This window comes from Pacificoceanicola algae (assembly GCF_049341065.1).
In the GTDB taxonomy this organism is placed as follows: Bacteria; Pseudomonadota; Alphaproteobacteria; order Rhodobacterales; family Rhodobacteraceae; genus Pacificoceanicola.
In genome coordinates this window covers 309,453-328,448 of sequence record NZ_JBMPIX010000002.1, presented here as the reverse complement: position 1 = coordinate 328,448, position 18,996 = coordinate 309,453, and the positions used below count along the sequence as shown (strand labels likewise).

General features: G+C 61.8%; 18 protein-coding genes. 7 read left to right on the top strand and 11 right to left on the bottom strand.

Annotated elements, in window-relative coordinates; all coding sequences use genetic code 11:
* Window positions 1-12: 12 nt before the first annotated feature.
* The 6 genes from ACOYQJ_RS04140 to ACOYQJ_RS04115 form a co-directional block, all read right to left on the bottom strand.
* Window positions 13-1,314, bottom strand: coding sequence for a TRAP transporter large permease (locus tag ACOYQJ_RS04140; protein WP_422904739.1), 1,302 nt, complete (start codon window positions 1,312-1,314; stop codon window positions 13-15).
* Entirely contained in the window at window positions 1,311-1,832 is a 522-nt protein-coding gene (locus tag ACOYQJ_RS04135) for a TRAP transporter small permease (protein WP_422904738.1), read from the bottom strand. Before ACOYQJ_RS04135 ends, ACOYQJ_RS04140 begins: the two co-directional genes overlap by 4 nt.
* A gap of 89 nt (window positions 1,833-1,921) precedes the next feature.
* The gene (locus ACOYQJ_RS04130) at window positions 1,922-3,046 is read right to left on the bottom strand and encodes a C4-dicarboxylate TRAP transporter substrate-binding protein (RefSeq protein ID WP_422904737.1); all 1,125 of its coding nucleotides are present in this window, start codon (window positions 3,044-3,046) and stop codon (window positions 1,922-1,924) included.
* Between the two features lie 74 nt (window positions 3,047-3,120).
* Window positions 3,121-3,996 carry an amidohydrolase family protein gene (locus ACOYQJ_RS04125; protein ID WP_422904879.1) on the bottom strand — a complete coding sequence of 292 codons (876 nt, stop codon included), beginning with the start codon at window positions 3,994-3,996 and terminating at the stop codon, window positions 3,121-3,123.
* Window positions 3,997-4,005: 9 nt separating this feature from the next.
* The gene (locus ACOYQJ_RS04120; RefSeq protein WP_422904736.1) at window positions 4,006-4,485 is read right to left on the bottom strand and encodes a MarR family winged helix-turn-helix transcriptional regulator; all 480 of its coding nucleotides are present in this window, start codon (window positions 4,483-4,485) and stop codon (window positions 4,006-4,008) included.
* The gene (locus ACOYQJ_RS04115) at window positions 4,478-5,278 is read right to left on the bottom strand and encodes a crotonase/enoyl-CoA hydratase family protein (RefSeq protein WP_422904735.1); all 801 of its coding nucleotides are present in this window, start codon (window positions 5,276-5,278) and stop codon (window positions 4,478-4,480) included. The genes ACOYQJ_RS04120 and ACOYQJ_RS04115 overlap by 8 nt, the downstream gene beginning before the upstream one ends.
* A 107-nt stretch (window positions 5,279-5,385) precedes the next feature.
* Between ACOYQJ_RS04115 and ACOYQJ_RS04110 the strand changes: the two genes are divergently transcribed.
* From ACOYQJ_RS04110 to ACOYQJ_RS04095, 4 genes are all read left to right on the top strand, one after another.
* Window positions 5,386-7,227 carry a feruloyl-CoA synthase gene (locus tag ACOYQJ_RS04110; RefSeq protein WP_422904734.1) on the top strand — a complete coding sequence of 614 codons (1,842 nt, stop codon included), beginning with the start codon at window positions 5,386-5,388 and terminating at the stop codon, window positions 7,225-7,227.
* Window positions 7,224-8,825 (top strand): acyl-CoA dehydrogenase family protein, encoded by a 1,602-nt coding sequence (locus tag ACOYQJ_RS04105; RefSeq protein WP_422904733.1) that lies wholly within the window; start codon window positions 7,224-7,226, stop codon window positions 8,823-8,825. The genes ACOYQJ_RS04110 and ACOYQJ_RS04105 overlap by 4 nt, the downstream gene beginning before the upstream one ends.
* Window positions 8,826-8,961: 136 nt before the next feature.
* Entirely contained in the window at window positions 8,962-10,131 is a 1,170-nt protein-coding gene (locus tag ACOYQJ_RS04100; RefSeq protein WP_422904732.1) for a pyridoxal phosphate-dependent aminotransferase, read from the top strand.
* 11 nt (window positions 10,132-10,142) lie between these two features.
* Window positions 10,143-11,087 carry a 2-hydroxyacid dehydrogenase gene (locus ACOYQJ_RS04095; RefSeq protein WP_422904731.1) on the top strand — a complete coding sequence of 315 codons (945 nt, stop codon included), beginning with the start codon at window positions 10,143-10,145 and terminating at the stop codon, window positions 11,085-11,087.
* A 100-nt stretch (window positions 11,088-11,187) separates the two neighbouring features.
* Here the strand turns inward: ACOYQJ_RS04095 and ACOYQJ_RS04090 are convergent, their stop codons facing one another.
* The 5 genes from ACOYQJ_RS04090 to ACOYQJ_RS04070 all read right to left on the bottom strand — a co-directional run bounded on the left by ACOYQJ_RS04090 (window position 11,188) and on the right by ACOYQJ_RS04070 (window position 15,832).
* Entirely contained in the window at window positions 11,188-11,943 is a 756-nt protein-coding gene (locus tag ACOYQJ_RS04090; protein ID WP_422904730.1) for an SDR family NAD(P)-dependent oxidoreductase, read from the bottom strand.
* A gap of 90 nt (window positions 11,944-12,033) precedes the next feature.
* Window positions 12,034-12,996, bottom strand: a complete 963-nt coding sequence (denD, locus tag ACOYQJ_RS04085) for a D-erythronate dehydrogenase (protein WP_422904729.1) — start codon at window positions 12,994-12,996, stop codon at window positions 12,034-12,036.
* Window positions 12,993-13,910, bottom strand: coding sequence for a sugar kinase (locus tag ACOYQJ_RS04080; RefSeq protein WP_422904728.1), 918 nt, complete (start codon window positions 13,908-13,910; stop codon window positions 12,993-12,995). The genes denD and ACOYQJ_RS04080 overlap by 4 nt, the downstream gene beginning before the upstream one ends.
* Complete coding sequence (locus ACOYQJ_RS04075; protein WP_422904727.1) at window positions 13,907-15,058, bottom strand: fumarylacetoacetate hydrolase family protein; 1,152 nt, start codon at window positions 15,056-15,058, stop codon at window positions 13,907-13,909. The genes ACOYQJ_RS04080 and ACOYQJ_RS04075 overlap by 4 nt, the downstream gene beginning before the upstream one ends.
* 12 nt (window positions 15,059-15,070) lie before the next feature.
* Window positions 15,071-15,832, bottom strand: coding sequence for an SDR family oxidoreductase (locus tag ACOYQJ_RS04070; RefSeq protein ID WP_422904726.1), 762 nt, complete (start codon window positions 15,830-15,832; stop codon window positions 15,071-15,073).
* A gap of 173 nt (window positions 15,833-16,005) precedes the next feature.
* Between ACOYQJ_RS04070 and ACOYQJ_RS04065 the strand changes: the two genes are divergently transcribed.
* The 3 genes from ACOYQJ_RS04065 to ACOYQJ_RS04055 are packed head-to-tail and all read left to right on the top strand — an operon-like array spanning window position 16,006 to window position 18,931.
* Window positions 16,006-16,605, top strand: a complete 600-nt coding sequence (locus ACOYQJ_RS04065) for a LysE family translocator (RefSeq protein WP_422904725.1) — start codon at window positions 16,006-16,008, stop codon at window positions 16,603-16,605.
* Window positions 16,602-17,996, top strand: coding sequence for an FAD-binding oxidoreductase (locus ACOYQJ_RS04060; RefSeq protein WP_422904724.1), 1,395 nt, complete (start codon window positions 16,602-16,604; stop codon window positions 17,994-17,996). The genes ACOYQJ_RS04065 and ACOYQJ_RS04060 overlap by 4 nt, the downstream gene beginning before the upstream one ends.
* A 14-nt stretch (window positions 17,997-18,010) precedes the next feature.
* Entirely contained in the window at window positions 18,011-18,931 is a 921-nt protein-coding gene (locus tag ACOYQJ_RS04055; RefSeq protein ID WP_422904723.1) for an NAD(P)-dependent oxidoreductase, read from the top strand.
* Window positions 18,932-18,996: the final 65 nt, after the last annotated feature.

Here is an 18,996-nt window from a genome sequence, read left to right as displayed (position 1 = left end):
TGTTATGGCGCGCTACATCAGGTCCGGAATGGTTAGTACCAGTGCCGGGAACAGGATCACAAGGGCCACAACCACCAGATCTGCCAGAAAGAAGGGCAGCACTCCGGCAAAGATCTGCGCTGTCGTGACATGTTCGCTGGCGACGTTTCGAATGACAAAGACGTTCAGGCCGACGGGCGGGGTGATCATTCCGATTTCCAGCAGCTTGACGACCAGCACTCCGAACCAGACAAGGCTGATGCCTTCGGCGTTCAGCAGCGGGATAAACACCGGCAATGTGACCAGCATGGCACCAAAGGGTTCCATCACCATGCCAAGCAGCAGGTAGACGATCACCACCATGAACATCAGTTGAAAATACCCGATGTCCGCCGCACCCACCTGCTTGGCGATAAAACTGCTCAGGCCTGTGATGCCCAGAAAGCGGGTGAACATCATCGCACCGATGCCGATGATCAGCAGGGAGGCGGTGGTTTGCAGCGTCTCCAGTAGTGAGGTCTTGAAGACCTCCCAGTTCAGGGTTCTCACGGCAGCGGACACAAGGATTGCGCCACCCGCACCGATGGCGCCTGCTTCGGTCGCGGTGAAGTAGCCCGAGAACAGGCCCCCGAATACAAGCGCGATCAAGGCAAGCACGGGCCAGACGCGCCGCATGGCTTCCATGGCGCTGATCTGTTCGTCTTCGATGGGGCGCCGGGGGACAAGATCCGGACGCAGATAGGCGATCATCATGACGATGCTCGCATAGCTGAATGCAGTGAGTACGCCGATGCCAATGCCGCCCAAAAAGACCTTGGTGATCGAGGTTTCGGCAAAGACCCCGTAAAGGATCATAAGGATCGAGGGTGGGATCAGCGCGCCAATGGTGCCGCCCGCCGCGATGGCGCCTGCCGCAATAGAGGGCGCATATCCGGCCTTGACCATCTCGGGAATGGCGATGCGTCCCATGCTGGCGGCCGTGGCAATGGAGGATCCGCACACCGCCGCAAATCCCGAACAGGCAAAGATCGACGAGACCGCCAGCGCGCCCGGCACCCGCCGAAGCAGCGCCTTGGCGGCGTCGAACAGACCAGCCGTCAGCTTGGCGTGAAAAGCGACAAAGCCCATCAACAGGAACATCGGCACCGCTGACATGGTCCAGCTCGCGGTAAAGCTGTAGGGTGTGTTCGACAGGATGCCGAGGGCGGGCTTCACCCCCAGCAGCGATACGATCCCGCCAAAAGACACGGCGATCAGCGCCAAGGCCACGGGCACACGCAGAAAAAGCAGGGCAAAGAGAACGCCAATGCCCCAAAACCCGGTTTCAACGCTCATTTATGGCCTCCGACGGTTTGAATGGCGCGAAAGCCGGTGACGACTGCCGCAAGGCCAAAGCCCAATGGCGGCAAGAAATAGGTGGGCCAGGTCGGCAGTTGGTGGCCCAGCACATCGACGAAGGAGCCGACCTTGAAATTCTTCAGTGCGTCGCTCCAGGTCACCCAGGCGAGCACCGCGTAGATGACGCAGGCCAGCGCCGCGACAAGGGCATCGGACAGACGGCGCAGTGGCGCGGGCAGGAAGCCTTCGATCAGTTCGACCGAGATCATGGCGCGGCTGCGTTCGACCCAGGCCAAAGGCAGAAACGCGATCAGGACCATATAGTAATGGCTGACGATCTGGTTGGTCGCGGGAATCGGGCTGGAGAGCAGATTGCGCGCGATCACCTCGGCGCCGACGTGCAGGAGCAGGGCGACAAGGCCGACAGAGCCGATCAGGGCGAGACCCTGCGATATGCGGTCGAACAGGCGGTCGAGCATGGCGGTGGGGTGCTTTTCCATGAGGAGGGCGGACAAATTCCTTTCAAAGGAATTTGGAAATTTCTTTTCAAGAAATTTGCCGCGCCGAAAGGGCGGTGGCAGAGGGCCTGCCACCGTTAGACAGGTCACATACCGTAGGTTGCGGGGTCGACCTTGGACCAGATTTCTTCCCACATCTTGTCGATCATGGCGTCGCGGTCGTGGTTCACCTCGTCCGAGATTTTCTCCCACTTCGCGACAAGGGCCATGAACTCTTCGACACGGGCCTCGGCGTCGTCCATGCCAAAGCGTTCCTTGCTGATCTCGGCGGCGGTGGCGCGATCGCCCATGGCGAACTTGGTTGCCCCTTCGATCAGCGCGGGATCGGCGTCGATGAATTCGATCCCGGCCTCTTCGGCGGCTTTGCGGGCGATGACGGCGAAATCATAGCCCCAGCGCTGGGTGAAATTCGCGTTGGCCCTGTTGGCGGCCTTCATCAGGCCAAGGCGTTCCTCGGGGGACATGTCGTCCCAAGTCGGTTTGGCCGTGGCAAAGTTGGAGGTCGAGAAATACGTGCCCAAAGGTATCGCTGTCACGTCCTTGACCAGTTCCACAAGGCGGAAGGCCAGCAAATCGCCGATCGACGCCATGGAGCCGTCAATGGTGCCCTGGCTCATCGCTTCGAAAGTGTCCAGAACGCTGATCGAGACCGGAACCGCGCCGAAATGTTCGGCCCAGCGGCTGTAAGGCGCGCCGCCCGAGCGCAGGCGCAGACCCTTGATGTCCTCGGCGGTTTTGACCGGGGTCTTGGTCAGCAGCATGTAGGGATCGGATGACCCCGAGCCCAGAAAGACGATGCCGAAGTTTTTCAGTTCTTCCTGACAGGACGCGCAGTTCACCGTGTATTCGGTCAGCGCCGCGCCCATGGCGTGGGCGTCTTTGGCGGACAGCGAAAGCTCACCCGCCAAAGCAAAGTTCGGCAGTTCCGCCGGGAAGTACAAAGGCAGCAGGTTGCCGATATCCACGAGGCCGGTTTGCAAACCGTCCTTCATGCCGCCAAGGCCCACAACCTCTGGCCCAAGCTGGATGGCGTTGAGCATGCCGTTCGATTCTTCGGGCAGGTATTCCGCCAGTGCATTGTAAAGATGCGAGGTGGCGGGGTGCGGCGGCGGGGCGCCCGACGCGATGCGAAGATCGCGCGCGTCCGAGGTGCCGGGTATGGCCAGCATGAGCGCCGTAACGGCGGCGGTGGTAAAGGCCGTAAATTTCATGGGGTTCTCCTCCCTGAGTTTCCATGATCTGCGCCGCTTAACAATTGTCTTGGATTTCTACGGCGCAGGTTCTGTTACATCTTTAAAATCCGTCTTGCATTTTCTTTCAGGATCAAAGGCTTGACGTTGTCCCGGATGCCGATCTCTTCAAAATCCGCCAACCAGCGATCCGGTGTGATCGCGGGCCAGTCGCTGCCGAACAGCATCTTTTTCTTCAGGATGGTATTGGCATATTGCACGAAGATCGGCGGGAAATACTTGGGCGACCAGCCGGACATGTCGATATAGACGTTGGGTTTGTGCTGAGCGACCATCAGACCCTCTTCGGTCCAGGGAAAGGACGGGTGTGCCAGCACGATCGGGGTGTCCGGGAAATCGACGGCGACATCGTCGATATGCACGGGGTTCGAATATTTCAGCCGCATGCCCATGCCGCCTTTCATGCCTGAACCTACACCCGTTTGCCCGGTGTGGAACAGCATTATCCCACCTTCCTCGGCGATGGCCTCATACAGCGGATAGGCCCAGCGTTCGTTGGGGAAAAAGCCCTGCATGGTCGGGTGAAACTTGAAGCCCTTTACGCCAAACTCGCGGACCAGACGGCGCGCTTCGCGGGCGCCAGCCTTGCCTTTGGCCGGGTCAATGCTGGCGAAAGGGATCAGGATGTCGTCATTCTCGGCGCAGATCTGTGCGACCTCTTCGTTGGAATAGCGGCGAAAGCCGGTTTCGCGCTCGGCATCGACCGGAAAGATCACCGCGCCGATCTTGCGTTCGCGGAAATACTCGGCGGTTTGCTGGACCGAAGGCAACATGCCAGAGGCGCCTGCCGGGTTCTTGAAATAGGCGGCCATACCGGCCTGAAAATCGTCATAGCCATCATCGCGCGGCCCGCAGCAGGGCTCTTCCGCGTGGGTGTGAAAGTCGATGGCGACAAGATCGTCGATGTTCATGGGCATGGTCTACAGGTCCTTCGGGGCATCAAGCCCCAGATATTTGCGAAGCAGGGATTTGAGCTGGGCCTCTTCAGCGTCGCTTAGTCCGGAGGTGTTTCGGGATTCATGCGCGATAAAGGGCTCTTGCATGGCGTCCAACCTTGCGCGGCCCTTGTCGGTCAACCACAACTCGATCGAGCGACGGTCATCTGCGGGCACGGTGCGCGAAACGATGTCCGCATCCTCCATGGCGCGGATCATCTTGGTCATATGGGCGCGCTTTATCATCAGCGCGCGGGCCAGAACGCCCTGCCGGACCCCGGGATTTTGGGCAATCAGCATCAGCACCGAGATTTCACCGGGGCGGACGTTCAGATCCCCCATTCCGGTATAGAAATCTGCAAAGCTTTGCAGCTGCGAGAGGCGCAACAAAAATCCGAGTGAACCCGAAAGCTGCCCGAACTGGACATCCTCGGTCGTGCGCGAGGGGGTTTGCAGATCAGCCATCGCCAGGAGCCTGCACCTTGGCGGCGCGCTTTTCAAGAAATGCACGCAAGCGGTCCTTGGCATCATCCGTCATGGTGGCCAGCGAAGCGACCATGCTTTCCGCAAAAAGCCCGTCTTCGGCGGACATATCGGCAATCCGGGGCAGGGCGTTGATGATCGCGTAATTGGTGAACTCGGCGTTCGTGGCCATCTGGCTGGCGACCTCGATGGCGCGCTCCAGCGCCTTGCCCTCTTCGGTCACATAGGTGACGCCGCCCCAACGCTCCATCGCATCGGCTGACAGCACCCGGCCGGTCAGCATCATGTCACCCATGCGCGCAGGGCCGATCAGACGGGCAATGCGGACCGAGCCGCCTCCGCCTACGAAGATACCACGCTGGCCTTCGGGCAGGGCGAAAAAAGCCGTGCTGTCCGCGACACGGATCTGCGTGCTGGCGGCCAGCTCAAAGCCGCCGCCGACGGTCGCCCCGGTCAGCGCACTGACAAAGGGGATGGTCCCGCGTTCGATCGTGTTGAACACCGCATGCCAGCGCCGCGAGCCTTTGACCGCTTCGAACAGCGGCTTTTCCGAATGTTCGGACAGGTCCAGACCAGCGCAGAAATGAGGGCCGTGGCCATGGATCACCCCAGCCTTCGCCTCGGCTGACGCGCGCGCGACAGAGTCATTGATCGCCTCAACAAACCGGTCGGAAATCGCATTGCGCTTTTTCGGACGGTTCAGACCAATCAACGCGACCTCGCCGCGCAACTCATAGGTGACAAAGCCCGCGGCCCCATCTACGATCTTAGGCATGCATTTCCTCCCAGTTTCCGCCTCTTCAGACGGCCATTCTGTTTCCTAGTAGACAATTTTTTCGATTCGAGTCAACTTGCATCCAAGCTGGCCGTGGAGGAGGAGTCATGACCCAAGCGCGCAAACCCGTAGACTTCTGGACGCCCGAGGTGCGCAGCGAAACGCGTGCCGATGGCTCTATCCTTGTGTGGCAGGACACGCCGCTGGCCGCCTATCCCCGTTGCATCACCGAACCGCTGATCGGCTGGGCGGAAAAGACCCCGGATCGAGACTGGATTGCCGAACGCGACCAGGATCGCAACTGGCGAAAAGTGACCTATGCTCAGGCCGCGCAAAAGGTGCGGTCCATCGGGGCTGGCCTTGTCAAGCTGGGACTGGACCGTGATCACCCGGTCTTGATCCTGTCGGGCAACTCGATTGCCCACGCGTTGATGGCGCTTGGCGCGCAGCATGTGGGCGTGCCCTCTGCGGCGCTGGCGCCAGCCTATGCGCTGTCCGGCGGAGATTACCTGAAACTGCGTGATATTGCAGATCAGCTGACCCCCGGCGTTATCTTTGCCGATGATGCGGCCAGGTTTGCCCCGGCGATCCTTGAGGTATTCGGCAGTGATATTCCGATCGTCTCCTTGACCGGCGTGGTTGAGGGCACCAAGACCATCGCCTTTGATGAGCTTGCCCAAACCGCGTGGAGCGACGCCGCGCAGGTCGCGCATGACGCCATCACCGGCGACACCGTTGCCAAGTTTCTCTTTACTTCAGGCACTACGGGTTCACCCAAGGCCGTGATCCAAACGCACAAGATGCTGTGCTCGAACCAGCAGATCGTTCAGCAGTGTTTTACCTTCATGAAGACAACGCCGCCGGTGGTCGTCGATTGGGCGCCGTGGAACCATACCGCCAGCGGCAACAAGGTCTTCAACATGGTTCTCTATAATGGCGGCACCTATTACATTGATGATGGCCGCCCGACGCCCGGTGCCATAGGCCGGACCATTGAAAACCTGCGCGACGTGTCGCCGACATGGTATTTCAACGTCCCGCTGGGGTTTCAGATGCTCTTGGACGCCTTTGAAACCGACGCGGCGCTGCGCGAGACCTTTTTCAAGGACCTCCAGATGTTGTTCTACGCCGGCGCCGGTATGAGCCAGCCGGTTTGGGACCGCCTGACCAAGGTCAGCGAAGAAATGGTGCCCGGCGGTGTGCTGTTGACCACCGGCTTCGGGGCCACAGAAACCGGCCCCTTTGCCTTGATCAATACCGACCGGCAGGAAAAATCCGGCAACCTTGGGGTGCCAGCACATGGCGTCACGCTGAAACTGGTGCCGCAGGGGGACAAGCTGGAAGGCCGCGTCAAAAGCCCGTCAATCACGCCGGGGTATTGGCACAACGACAAACTCACCGCCAAAGCGTTTGATGAGGAAGGCTTCTACTCCTTCGGGGACGCCTTCAAATTTGCCGTGCCGGGGGATGCCTCAAAGGGGTTCCTGTTCGATGGACGCCTGGCCGAGAATTTCAAGCTGGCCTCGGGAACCTGGGTTGCCGTCGGGCCGCTGCGCGCTGTTTTGACCAACGAGCTGGGCGGTCTTGCCAGCGACGTGGTGATCGCGGGGGAAGGGCATCTGGAACTTGGCGCTTTGGTGGTTCCGAACTGGTCAGCCCTGCGCGATCTGGCGGGAGAGCCATTGGAGGGCGAAGCCTTGCTGGCTCATCCCAAGGTGCGCCACGTAACAGCCGAACGGCTGGCGGAACATGCCAAACGGGCCACCGGGTCTGCCACACGGGTCAAGCGGTTGATTTATCTCGCCGTGCCCTTGGATTTCGACAAGGGCGAAGTCACCGACAAAGGCAGCATCAACCAGCGTGCCGTGCTGCGCCATCGCGCCGATCTGGCCGAGGCCTTGTGGTCCGAAGACCCGCGCGTGATCGAATTGGGGACACCTGATCCATGACCGACGAAACGATCCTTTCGCTGCTTCAGGCCACTCCGGGTTGGGCAGCGCAGGCTGACCGCGCAGGGCTGGACGACACCGGCGTGGCGCAGATTCTGGATGAGGCGCGCAAGCTGGCCGAGGCGGTGCTTGACCCTTTGGCCGGGGTGGCCGACGCCGAGCATTGCCGGATTGAAAGCGGACGGGTCAAGACCCCGGCAGGCTATCCCGAAACCTATCGACGATTTGGCGCGGATGGCTGGATTTGTGCCGATCTGGACCCGGATTTTGGCGGCATGGGTCTGCCTTTGGCCTTGCACGTTGCGGCCAGTCTGCCGTTCGAGGGCGCGGCCATGCCCTTTATGATGGCGCTGGGGTCATCGCGTGCCGGGGCGCATCTGCTTGCCGAACTGGCGCCAGACCTGCGCGATGTCTGGTGCCCCAGGCTGGCGGCGGGCGACTGGGCTGTGACCATCTGCATCTCGGAACCCGACGCGGGATCGGACGTGGGGCGCATTCGCACCAAGGCGGTCAAGGACGGCGGCACTTGGCGGCTGTCCGGAACAAAATGCTGGATCAGTTTTGGCGATCACGACATGACAGATCGCATTGGTCATCTGGCCTTGGCCCGCACCGGCACGCCTGAAGAGGGCACACGCGGGCTGTCGCTGTTCCTTGTGCCCAACATCACCGATGACGGCGCGGACAACGGCATTCGCGTGGAACGGATCGAGGAAAAGCTGGGTCTGCACGGATCACCAACCTGCGTGATGCGCTTCGAAGACTCGCTTGGCACGATGATCGGCGCGCCCGGTCGCGGGCTGGCGCAACTGTTCACCATGATTGAATTGATGCGCCTTCAGGTTGGCGGGCAGGGCGCGGGGATCATCCTGCGTTGCGCCGCGCTCGCCCGTGCCTATGCGGAGGATCGCAAACAGGGCGGATCGCCAAAATCGCCCCCTGTGCCGATCATCTCGCACCCGGATGTGCAGCGCCAATTGTTGGCGATCGATGCGCAGGCGGCGGTGACAACCGCACTGATGTTCGAGGCCGCCGTGGCCGTCGAAGAAGGCAGAACCGACGCGGGCATGCAGGCCTATGCCGCCTTCCTGTTGCCACTGGCCAAGACGTTCTGTGGCGAGGGCGCGCAAGAGGCCACCAGCGCGACGATTCAGGTTCTTGGCGGCGCAGGGTATACCCGTGAATGGTCGGCCGAGCGGCTGTTCCGCGATGCCCGCATCTGCACCATCTACGAGGGCACCACAGGTATGCAGGGGCAGGATTTCCTGTTCCGGCGCCTGTTGAAAGACCAAGGCGCAGGGCTGAAAGCGCTTGGCGACCGGATGCGCGGAGAGTTGGGCGAGGGACCGGGGATCGACTTGCTGGCGCAGTTCGAGGCGCTCTCGGAACGGCTGGCAAAGGCAAGCGCATCGGCGCAACTGGCGGCCGCTGACGGTTATCTGCGGGCTGGATGGGCCGCCGTTTCAGCCTGTCTGGCGCAGCGTGTCGCGGGGCTTGGCGGCGAAAGGGCAGCTGCGGCGGACTACTGGTTGGCCTTGGCCCCCGCGCGCTTTGGCATGGCCGAGGCGCAGGTGACCTATGCCTTGGCGAAAGGCTAGGGCCACTCGGGCACCATATTGCACAGAGCTTGCGCAGAACGCGATGCATTCCCCCTCTGGAAACGTTGTGTCTTCTGGTATACCAAAATTCCCATAGCGCCCCACCTGACCTTGGGCGCCCCGGGGAGGGACACCTATGACACAGTTGAAATTCGCCGATAGCCTGTCACGGCTCGGCACCGAATCCGCCTTCATGGTTCTGGCCCGTGCGGGCAAACTGGCCGCCGAAGGACGCGACATCATCAATCTTGGCATCGGCCAGCCCGATTTCCAGACGCCCGAACATATCGTCGAGGCCGGGATCAAGGCACTGCGCGATGGCCATCACGGCTATACCCCCGCCAACGGTCTGCCAGCGCTGCGCGAGGCCGTCAGCGCCGATCTGCACCGCCGCCACAACGTCGAGGTCAACCCCGACAACGTGGTGATCCAGCCGGGCGGCAAGCCGACGATGTTCTTTGCCTGCCTGATGTTTGGTCAGCCCGGCGCGGAAATCATGTACCCCAACCCCGGATTTCCGATCTACGAAAGCGTGATCAGATATTCCGGCGCCACCCCGGTGCCGATCGCTTTGAAGGAAGAGAACGGCTTTGCCTTCAATGCCGAGGAAGTGCTGGGCCAGATTACCGACCGCACGAGCCTGATCATCATCAACTCGCCCGCCAACCCGACCGGAGGCGTCACCCCGCGCGAAGAAATCGACAAGCTGGTCAAAGGCCTCGAGGCGCATCCAAACGTCGCCCTGATGTCGGACGAGATTTACTCAAACATGCTGTACGGCGGGCGCGAGCACGTATCGCTCTTGCAGTATCCGGAAATCCGCGACCGGCTGATCATGCTGGATGGCTGGTCCAAGACCTATGCGATGACAGGCTGGCGCCTTGGCTATGCGGTCTGGCCCGATGCCTGCGTCGATCATGTCACGCGGCTGTGCATCAACGATCATTCCTGCGTCAATGCCGCCACCCAATACGCCGGGATTGCCGCGCTGAACGGGCCGCAGGATGCAGTCTATGCCATGCTGGAACAATTCGACAAACGCCGCCAGATCATCGTTGACGGGTTGAACGCGCTGCCCGGCGTGCGCTGCGCCGATGCGGCGGGGGCGTTTTACGCTTTCCCGAATATCGAAGGCACCGGCCTGACCGCGATGGAGGCGCAGAACCGCTTTCTGGACGAGGCAGGCGTTGCCACGGTCGCTGGCACCTCATTCGGAAAATGGGGTGAAGGTTACCTGCGCTTTTCCTACGCCAATTCGGCGGAAAACATCCAAGAGGCGCTGTCCCGCATCGCCAAGCTTCTGTGAAAGGACACGATATGAGCCGTACTCCCCTATTGATCGCCGGTGCCTTCAACGCCGAGGAACGCGCCCGGCTGGAGGCCGCCCATTCCAGCACCTACGTCGCCGGACCCGAAGAGATGGGCGCGCTCGACGACGAAACCCGCGCTCAGGTGCGGGCCATTGCCTACAAGGGCCACAAGGCTTTTGGCGGCGACGCGATGGACCATTTCCCGAACCTTGGTGTGATCGCGAATTTCGGCGTCGGCTATGACGCCATAGACGTCAGCGCCGCCTCTGCGCGCGGCGTCAAGGTGACCAACACCCCGGACGTTCTGAACGACGACGTGGCGGACCTTGCGGTGGCCATGCTGCTGGCTCAAAGCCGCAACATGATTGCAGGCGATGCGCGTGCACGGACCGGTCTATGGGCGAAAGAGGGAGAGCTGCCTCTGAACCGCAAGGCCAGCGGCTCCAGCGTCGGGATCGTCGGTCTTGGCCGCATCGGGCGCGAGATCGCTGATCGTCTGGCGGCCTTCAAGATGGACATCCATTATCACGCCCGCAGCGAAAAAGAGACGCCGGGTTGGACCTTTCATGCCGATGTCGTGTCGCTGGCGCAGGCGGTGGATTTCATGGTGATCGCTCTTGTGGGTGGCCCGGCCACGGAAAATTACGTCACGCGCGAAGCGATCGAGGCGCTTGGCCCGCGCGGTGTGATCATCAACATTTCGCGTGGGACGACCATTGACGAAGGCGCCATGCTGGACGCGCTCGAGAATGGCACAATTGCGGGCGCTGGTCTGGATGTCTTCCTGAACGAGCCGAACATCGACCCGCGTTTTGCCGCGTTGGACAACGTGGTTCTGCAACCGCACCAAGGTTCGGGCACGGTGGAAACCCGCCGCGCGATGGCCATGCTGCAACTGGACAACGTCACTGCCCACCTTGAAGGCAAAGACTTGGTCACGCCAGTGAACTGACCCGGCAAACAGGCCGCCGGATCGTACACCGGCGGCCTGATTATTGTCGTGGAATTTACCGCAGCGGCGACGTAGCGGGCTGGCCCGGAAAACGACTCGCTCAAACTGTCCCGGCTTCGACGTAGAAATCCTGCGCCGTACACATCGCCGCATCGTCAGAGGCCAGGAACAGCACCATCCGCGCCAGATACACTGGCTCGATCAGATCGGGCAGGATTTGCCGCTCAAGATGTTTCTTCTCGGCTTCGGGGGTCAGCCACAATTCGCGTTGGCGTTCGGTCAGGATCCAGCCGGGGACGACGGTATTCACGCGGATGCGGTGCTTGCCCAGATCCTGCGCGATACCGCGCGTCAGCCCGTGAACGGCGGATTTTCCGGTGGTATAGGCGGGCATCCCGCCTTGCGGCATCATCCAACTGACCGATCCCATATTGATGATCGAGCCTTTGCCCGCCTTGATCATGCCCGGCGCCACCGCCTGAATCGCAAAGAACTGGTGGCGCAGGTTTGTATTCATGCGCTCGTCCCAGAAATCAGGTGTGACTTCGGTCCAGTCATGGCGGTCGTCGCGCGCGGCGTTGTTGACCAGAACCGTGGGCGTGCCGATACGCTCGGCCAGTTTGGCGAAGGAAGACTGCAATTGGTCGATGTCGCGCAGGTCGCAGGGTTCAAAAGCGATGTCACCGTCGAGTCGCTCAAGCAGTTTGGCGGCGCTGGCTTCGTCGAAGTCGACAAAACCAACGCGGGCGCCTTCGGCTGCGAAAGCCTCGACAATGGCAGCGCCAATGCCCGAGGCGCCGCCTGTGACAATCACCGAGGTGCCTTTGAGGCCGGGGTATTTGGCGAATTGGGTCATGTATGACGCTCCGTTCAGGGCGGGGAGGGGGCCGTGCCCCCGCGCAGCAAGCTGCGCCCCCCGTGATATTTTCAGACCAGTGAAGACGGATTAGCCGGGCAGATCGTCTTCGAGGAAGAATCGGATGTTGTCCTCAAAGCTGCTGTCGGCCTTTAGGCCGAGCGTGGCGGCCTTTTCCGGACGCACGTCGAGCCGCCAGCCATCAAGGATGGTCTGGATTTCCGGCTGCGCATTCCATGTAATCAGCTTGGCAGGTTCAGGGCCAGCGACGGCGGTCATGGCGTCGATCATCTGTCCAATGGTCCAGACCCTGCCCGGCATGGTCATGCAACGGCGCTTACCAAAGGCTTCTGCCTCGATTTCCGCGGCGGTGACAAGGTTTTCGACGCATTGCCGGGGCGAGAGATAGAAATGCGGGAAATCCTTGTCGACCGGGCAGTTGGCCGGTTGGCCCTGCAACGGTTCGCGGAAGATCGAGGACATGAAGCCCGAGGCCGCGCGGTTTGGCGCGCCGGGGCGGACCGAGATCGTTGGCAGGCGAAAGCCGCGCCCGTCAATGAATCCCTTGCGGGCGTAATCTTCGACCAGCAGTTCGCCGATCAGTTTCTGCGCGCCGTAGGAAATTTGCGGGTTGAGGGCGGAGTTGTCGGTATAGGGTTGCGGGACTTCGCCGCCGAACACGGCGATCGAAGAGGTAAAGACCAAGACCGGTTTGGTCCCCAATGCGCGGGCGCGTTCCAGAACGTTGATGGTGCCATACATGTTGATCTTGTAGCCGAAGTCGAAATCCTCTTCAGCATGGGCCGAGACCACGGCCGCCAGCAGGTAGATCACGTCCACATCCGCCGCGATCGTGGCATCGACCGAAGCACGGTCAGAAATGTCGCAGGTGGTGTAGTCCACCGGGAAGGGGGCCTCGATGCGGGCCGGGTCGTTGATGTCTGCGAGGGTCAGCTTGGTGATTTCCTTGCCGCGCAATTCGCCGCGCGAGGCGAGTTTGCGGGCGAGTTTCTGGCCGACCATGCCGCCGCCGCCGATAATCAGGATGTTCATGGGGTCCCTCCCTCAAAGATCTGGGGCGCGAGGGCCCCGCGTTGTTGAATGACTTGCGCCGCCAGATGCGCCGCCTGTTTTGTCGCATCGGCAACCGTGGCCCCGGTGGCCCGCGCCGCAAGAAAGCCCGCGCCAAAGCTGTCGCCGGCCGCTGTGCTGTCGATCACCTGCGGGACGGCGGGGGGATCGTAGCGGAAGTCTCCTTCGGCCTGTGACCAGACGTGGCAAATCTCGGCCCCGTTCTTGACCGCAATGGTGGTGGCGCCAAGGCCCTTGTAGCGGGCGATGGTGTCGTCGGGCGTGATGTCGCCAAAGGCCATTTGCTCTTCGTCGAACGAGGGCAGGACGGTGTCCGATACCGCGGCGCCCATCAGCAGGCCTTTGGACATGGTTTCTGCGTCCTCCCACAAGCGCGGGCGCAGGTTGGTGTCAAAGGCGATATGACTGCCACGCGCCCTTGCGCGCGCAAGGGCTGCGCAAAGCGCGGTGCGCCCCTCGGGTGGCAGGATCGCCAGCGTGATGCCCGAAAATTGCACGACGTCTTGCCCATCTAGGATCTGATCCAGCCATGCCGGATCGTCGCCCAGCGTCTTGGCCGCCGATTGCCCGCGCCAGTAGGAAAAGCTGCGCTCGCCCCCAGCGAGCTGGATCATATAGAGACCGACGGTCCGGCTGGGATCGCGGCGCACGGCGTTTGTCTCGATGCCCTGCTCAGCGATGAAGTCGATCATATCGCCCGAGACCGCATCGGTGCCGACGGCGGTGCCATACCCCACGGTCCAGTCCGCAGGCAGCAAGCGGCGGGCGTACCATGCGCAGTTGAAGGTATCCCCGGCAAAGCCCATGCGAAACAACCCCGCGTCGGCCGGGGCCATTTCGACCATGATTTCACCCAGACAGAGAAATCGGCTCATAGAAGGCCCCGGGCCGACAGGTTGCGCATCAGTTGTCCGGTGCCAAAGCTCCATTCCGGCGCTTCTGTCGACAGGCGCACGGTGTTGCGCAATTCGCCCAAGCCCGGCTCCGAGATCGAAACCACGTCACCCATCTTGTGGGTAAAGCCCTGCCCGGGCGCGTCGCGGTCCTGGATCGGGGCGAAGAGCGTTCCGAGAAACAGGAAGAACCCGTCGGGATACTGGTGATGGCGCCCTATGGTCTGGGCGACGATATCCGCAGGTCGGCGGCTGATCTTCTTCATCGAACTGTGGCCGTTCAGAACAAAGCCATCCTCGCCCGTTACTTTCAGCGTCAGCTCGGCGCTTTCGACTTGAGCCATGCCATAGTCCCCATCGAACAGCCGAAGGAACGGCCCGATCGCGCAAGAGGCGTTGTTGTCCTTGGCCTTACCCAAAAGCAGGGCCGAGCGCCCCTCGACGTCGCGCAGGTTGACGTCGTTGCCAAGGGTCGCGCCCTTGATCTGGCCGCGGCTGTTGATCGCTAGGACAATCTCGGGCTCGGGGTTGTTCCATGTGGAAATCGGGTGCAGCCCGACCGACGCGCCCCAGCCGACCGAGGCCATGGGCTGACATTTGGTGAAAACCTCGGCGTCCGGGCCGATGCCGACCTCAAGATAGGCGGACCAAAGCCCTTCGGCCTGTAGAACGCGCTTGACCTCCATCGCCTTGGCGCTGCCGGGCTCGATCCCCGACAGGCTGTTGCCGATGACGCCCTGCACTTTTTGGCGGATCTCATCGGCACGATCAGCGTCGCCCGCGGCCTGTTCCTCGATCACCCGTTCGACCATGGATTCGGCGAAGGTCACGCCCGAGGCCTTGATGGCCTGCAAATCGGGCGGCGCGAGAAAGCGAAGGCTGTCCGGGCTTGCGGTTTCGGTCGATGCGTCGTTCAGATCGGCAAGCGAGATAACCTCTTCGCCGCCAGCATGGGTGACGTAATCGGCGGCGTCGTCACGTTCGAGCAGGTCACGCAGGGTGGGTGCTTCGCGGGATGTGATGTCAACCACGGTGTCGCCGCGCAGGGTGACAAGCGCAGGGCCAAGACCGGGCCGCCAGATGCGCGTGACAAGGCAGGCTTTGGGATCGGGGTTCGAAAAGGGCAGCATTGGGGGGCTCCTTTAAAGGCTTGCGGTGATGCCACCGTCAACAAAGAGGGTATGACCATTCACAAAGCTGGCGGCGTCCGAGGACAGGAAGATACAGGCGCCAACCAGTTCCTCGACCTTGCCCCAGCGGCCAGCCGGGGTGCGCTTTTCCAGCCAAGCGGAAAACTCGGGGTCGGCGACAAGCGCTGCATTCAGCGGGGTGTCGAAATAACCCGGCGCAATGGCGTTGCAGTTCAGCCCGTACTTGGCCCAGTCGGTAGCCATGCCTTTGGTCAGGTTCGCAACCGCCCCCTTGGAGGTAGTATAGGGAGCGATGCCCGGACGGGCGAGCGCGGTTTGCACCGAGGCGATGTTGATGATCTTGCCGCGGCCACGTTTGATCATGTGCCGCGCCACGCTTTGCCCGACGTAGAAGACCGAGTTCACGTTGGTCCGCATTAGTGTGTCAAAGGCCTCGGGCGGGAAATCCTCCAAGGGGGTGCGGTGCTGCATCCCGGCGTTGTTCACAAGGATGTCGATGGCACCGTGCTGCGCCTCATAGGCATCGACGGCAGTGCGGGCCGCTTCGGCATTGGTCACGTCAAAGGGCAGGGTGTCGACGCTGGCCCCTTCGGCCCGGAGCGTTGTTGCGGCTTCTTCGAGACGCTCGGCGTTGCGGGCGTTGAGCACCAGCGTTGCCCCCGCCTGCGCCAGCCCGCGCGCAAGCGCCAGACCGATTCCCATGGACGAGCCAGTCACGAGCGCCCGGCGCCCGTTCAGATCAAACAAATTCATATGTCCTCCCAAACCCCTTACCTGCCCGCTGCGGGGCGTTGACATTCCGGGGCAAAATCGACTTGATGGAAATGGTATACCATTTATCCCGCGATGCAAGCAGGCGTCGCCGGATCAATGTCCTTGGGAGGGGATCCAATGCCTTTGCGCCAAGCGCCCGCAGGCCAGCGCCTATGCTGAGCTTTGCCGCCGCCGTTCTTTTCCTGATCATCACGCCGGGGCCGGGGGTCTTGTCGACGGCCGGTCTGGGTGCGGCTTATGGCGTGCGCGCCGGGCTTCGCTATGTTCTGGGCCTGTTCATCGGTACGAATCTGGTGGCCTTGGCTGTAATTTCGGGGGTCGCGGCCGTGGTGCTTTCGGTGCCGGTGATCCGCACCGTGCTGATGGTCGCCTCGGTGGCTTATCTGATCTACCTTGCTGCGCGCATCGCCTTTGCTGGGTCGAAGATCGCCTTCATCGAGGCCAAGGCGCCGCCTGCCGTTCTGGCTGGGATTGCGCTTCAGGCCATCAACCCAAAGGCTTATGCGGTCAACACCACGCTGTTCGCGGGCTTTGCCTTTGCCCCTGACAACCTGATGTTCGAAACCCTCGCCAAGTTGCTGATCGTCAACGCCATCTGGATTCCCATCCACCTTGGCTGGCTTTGGGCCGGGGCGAGCCTGCACAAACTGAACCTGAGCGAAAGCGGCCAACGCCGTATCAACTATCTGATGGCGGCCTCAATGCTGCTGGTGGTCGCGCTGGCCATCTATTCCGGACTGAAACAGACATGACGATCGAAACCGCCATAGTGCAATTGTCCGCTCAACTGGGCGATCGGCTTGTGACGACGCAAGCCGACCGCAGCCTGCACGGCCAGAACGAGACCTATTATCCCAACACCCCGCCCGACGCTGTGGCCTATCCCGAAACCACGCAAGAGGTTTCAGAGATCCTGCGCATCTGCCACGCGGCGGATTGCCCGGTCACGCCTTATGGCGCGGCCAGTTCGCTTGAGGGGCAGCATCTGGCGATCGCGGGGGGGATATCTTTGGATATGAACCGGATGAACAAGGTGCTGGCGGTCAACGCCGAGGACCTGAATGCCGTAGTCCAGCCCGGCATCACCCGCATCGCCCTGAACGAAGAGTTGCGCGCCACCGGGTTGTTCTTTCCGGTTGATCCGGGCGCAAATGCCTCGATGGGCGGGATGGCGGGCACGCGGGCGTCGGGCACCACCGCTGTGCGCTATGGTACCATGCGCGAGAATGTTCTCGCGCTTGAGGCCGTGATGGCCGACGGCACGGTGATCCGCACCGGCACCAAGGCGCGCAAAAGCTCGACCGGTTATGATCTGACGCACCTTCTGATTGGCTCCGAAGGCACGCTGGGCATCATCACGGAACTGACCTTGCGGCTGCAGGGCATCCCCGAGGCAACGGCCGCAGCGACCTGCCGTTTTGAAACGGTCGAAGACGCGGTGAACTGCGTGATCCTGACGATCCAGTCGGGCCTGCCCATGGCGCGGATCGAACTGCTGGACCATATGATGGTGCGCGGTTTCAACGCCTATGCGGATGCTGGTCTGCCGGAAATGCCGCATCTGTTTCTGGAATTCCACGGCAGCGAAGCGGGCGTCGCCGAACAGATGGCGACCTTTGCCGAGATTGCCGATGACTTCGGCGCGGCGGGCTGGCGCACAGCCACCCGCGCCGAGGATCGCAGTGCCCTGTGGAAGATGCGCCATAGCGCCCATTACGCCAGCGCGGCGCTGGGCAAGGGAAAAAGCCTTTGGCCCACCGATGTCTGCGTGCCGATCAGCCAATTGGCCGAGGCGGTGGTGCAGGCGCAGGAAGACGCGGTCAAACTGGGCCTGACCTCGACGATTGTCGGCCATGTGGGCGATGGCAATTTCCACGCCGGGGTTTCGGTCAACCCCAATGACCCCGATGAAATGGCCCGCGCCGAAAAATTCACCAAGGCCCTTGCCGACACCGCCCTGCGTCTGGGCGGCACGGTCAGCGGCGAACATGGCATCGGCGTCGGAAAACAGGGCTTGATGCTAAAGGAGCACGGCCCCGCCGTGGCCTATATGCGGGCAATCAAGCAGGCGCTTGACCCCAAGGGCATTCTTAACCCGGGTAAGATGTTGCCGCCTTTGCACACCGACAAAGCGGCCGAATAAGGGAGGAAAGACAGATGACAGACAAACCGACAGTGGGCTTTATCGGCGTTGGCCTGATGGGCCACGGCATGGCCAAGAACATCCTTCAGGGCGGCTATTCCCTTGTGGTCAAGGGCAACCGCAACCGCGCTCCGGTCGAAAGCCTGATTGGCATGGGCGCGACTGAGGTGCAAACCCCGCGCGAGATGGCCGAGGCCTGCGACGTCATCCACCTGTGCCTGTCCAACTCGCCGCAGATCGAGGCGATTTATCACGGACCCGATGGTATTCTGGCGGGCGCGCGTCCGGGGCTGATCGTTGTTGATGCCTCGACGGCTGATCCGACCTCGACCATGAAACTGGCTGCTGAACTGGCGGAAAAGGGCGGCAAGATCGTCGATGCCCCGCTTGGCCGCACTCCGAAAGAGGCCGAAGAAGGCACTCTGGACGCCATGGTTGGCGCCGACGACGAAAGCTATGCCAAGGTGCTGCCGATCATCGAATGCTGGGCTGGCAACATCAACCGCGTCGGTGAAACCGGTGCAGGTCACAAGATGAAGCTGCTGATGAACCTGATTTCCATGTCCTACGCGGCCCTTTATGCCGAGGCGACCGTGCTGGGCGCCAAGGTCGGCATCTCGCCGCAAACGGTGCAAAAGGTCATCGGGTCGTCGCGGCTGGGCAATGGCTTTTTCGACACCTTCATGAGCTATGCCGTGGACCGCAACAAGGATGCGCATAAGTTCAGTATCGCCAATGCCTCCAAGGACGTGCGCTATGCCAACGCCATGGCTGCGGATGCGGGCGCCCTGACCCTGATCGCCTCGGCCACGCGGCAGTATTTCACTTACGTCGAAGCCATCGGCCATGCGGATGACTATGTGCCCTTCCTCACCGATCACGTGGCGCGCATGAACGGCATCGACATGGAGGAAGAGGTGAAAAAGGGTGCTTGATCCACGTCTTCTTGTCCCATTAACCCCGGGGGAGCGCGAATGCTCCCCCAGTCTGCGCAACCGGA

Excerpts from the sequence above, each read along its gene's own strand:
- ACOYQJ_RS04130 (WP_422904737.1), bottom strand. The coding sequence starts at position 3,046 with ATGAAATTTACGGCCTTTACCACCGCCGCCGTTACGGCGCTCATGCTG.
- ACOYQJ_RS04110 (WP_422904734.1), top strand. The coding sequence starts at position 5,386 with ATGACCCAAGCGCGCAAACCCGTAGACTTCTGGACGCCCGAGGTGCGC.
- ACOYQJ_RS04140 (WP_422904739.1), bottom strand. The coding sequence starts at position 1,314 with ATGAGCGTTGAAACCGGGTTTTGGGGCATTGGCGTTCTCTTTGCCCTG.
- ACOYQJ_RS04090 (WP_422904730.1), bottom strand. The coding sequence starts at position 11,943 with ATGACCCAATTCGCCAAATACCCCGGCCTCAAAGGCACCTCGGTGATT.
- ACOYQJ_RS04075 (WP_422904727.1), bottom strand. The coding sequence starts at position 15,058 with ATGCTGCCCTTTTCGAACCCCGATCCCAAAGCCTGCCTTGTCACGCGC.
- ACOYQJ_RS04080 (WP_422904728.1), bottom strand. The coding sequence starts at position 13,910 with ATGAGCCGATTTCTCTGTCTGGGTGAAATCATGGTCGAAATGGCCCCG.
- ACOYQJ_RS04055 (WP_422904723.1), top strand. The coding sequence starts at position 18,011 with ATGACAGACAAACCGACAGTGGGCTTTATCGGCGTTGGCCTGATGGGC.
- ACOYQJ_RS04065 (WP_422904725.1), top strand. The coding sequence starts at position 16,006 with ATGCTGAGCTTTGCCGCCGCCGTTCTTTTCCTGATCATCACGCCGGGG.
- ACOYQJ_RS04125 (WP_422904879.1), bottom strand. The coding sequence starts at position 3,996 with ATGAACATCGACGATCTTGTCGCCATCGACTTTCACACCCACGCGGAA.
- ACOYQJ_RS04120 (WP_422904736.1), bottom strand. The coding sequence starts at position 4,485 with ATGGCTGATCTGCAAACCCCCTCGCGCACGACCGAGGATGTCCAGTTC.
- denD (WP_422904729.1), bottom strand. The coding sequence starts at position 12,996 with ATGAACATCCTGATTATCGGCGGCGGCGGCATGGTCGGCCAGAAACTC.
- ACOYQJ_RS04105 (WP_422904733.1), top strand. The coding sequence starts at position 7,224 with ATGACCGACGAAACGATCCTTTCGCTGCTTCAGGCCACTCCGGGTTGG.
- ACOYQJ_RS04095 (WP_422904731.1), top strand. The coding sequence starts at position 10,143 with ATGAGCCGTACTCCCCTATTGATCGCCGGTGCCTTCAACGCCGAGGAA.
- ACOYQJ_RS04100 (WP_422904732.1), top strand. The coding sequence starts at position 8,962 with ATGACACAGTTGAAATTCGCCGATAGCCTGTCACGGCTCGGCACCGAA.
- ACOYQJ_RS04060 (WP_422904724.1), top strand. The coding sequence starts at position 16,602 with ATGACGATCGAAACCGCCATAGTGCAATTGTCCGCTCAACTGGGCGAT.
- ACOYQJ_RS04070 (WP_422904726.1), bottom strand. The coding sequence starts at position 15,832 with ATGAATTTGTTTGATCTGAACGGGCGCCGGGCGCTCGTGACTGGCTCG.
- ACOYQJ_RS04115 (WP_422904735.1), bottom strand. The coding sequence starts at position 5,278 with ATGCCTAAGATCGTAGATGGGGCCGCGGGCTTTGTCACCTATGAGTTG.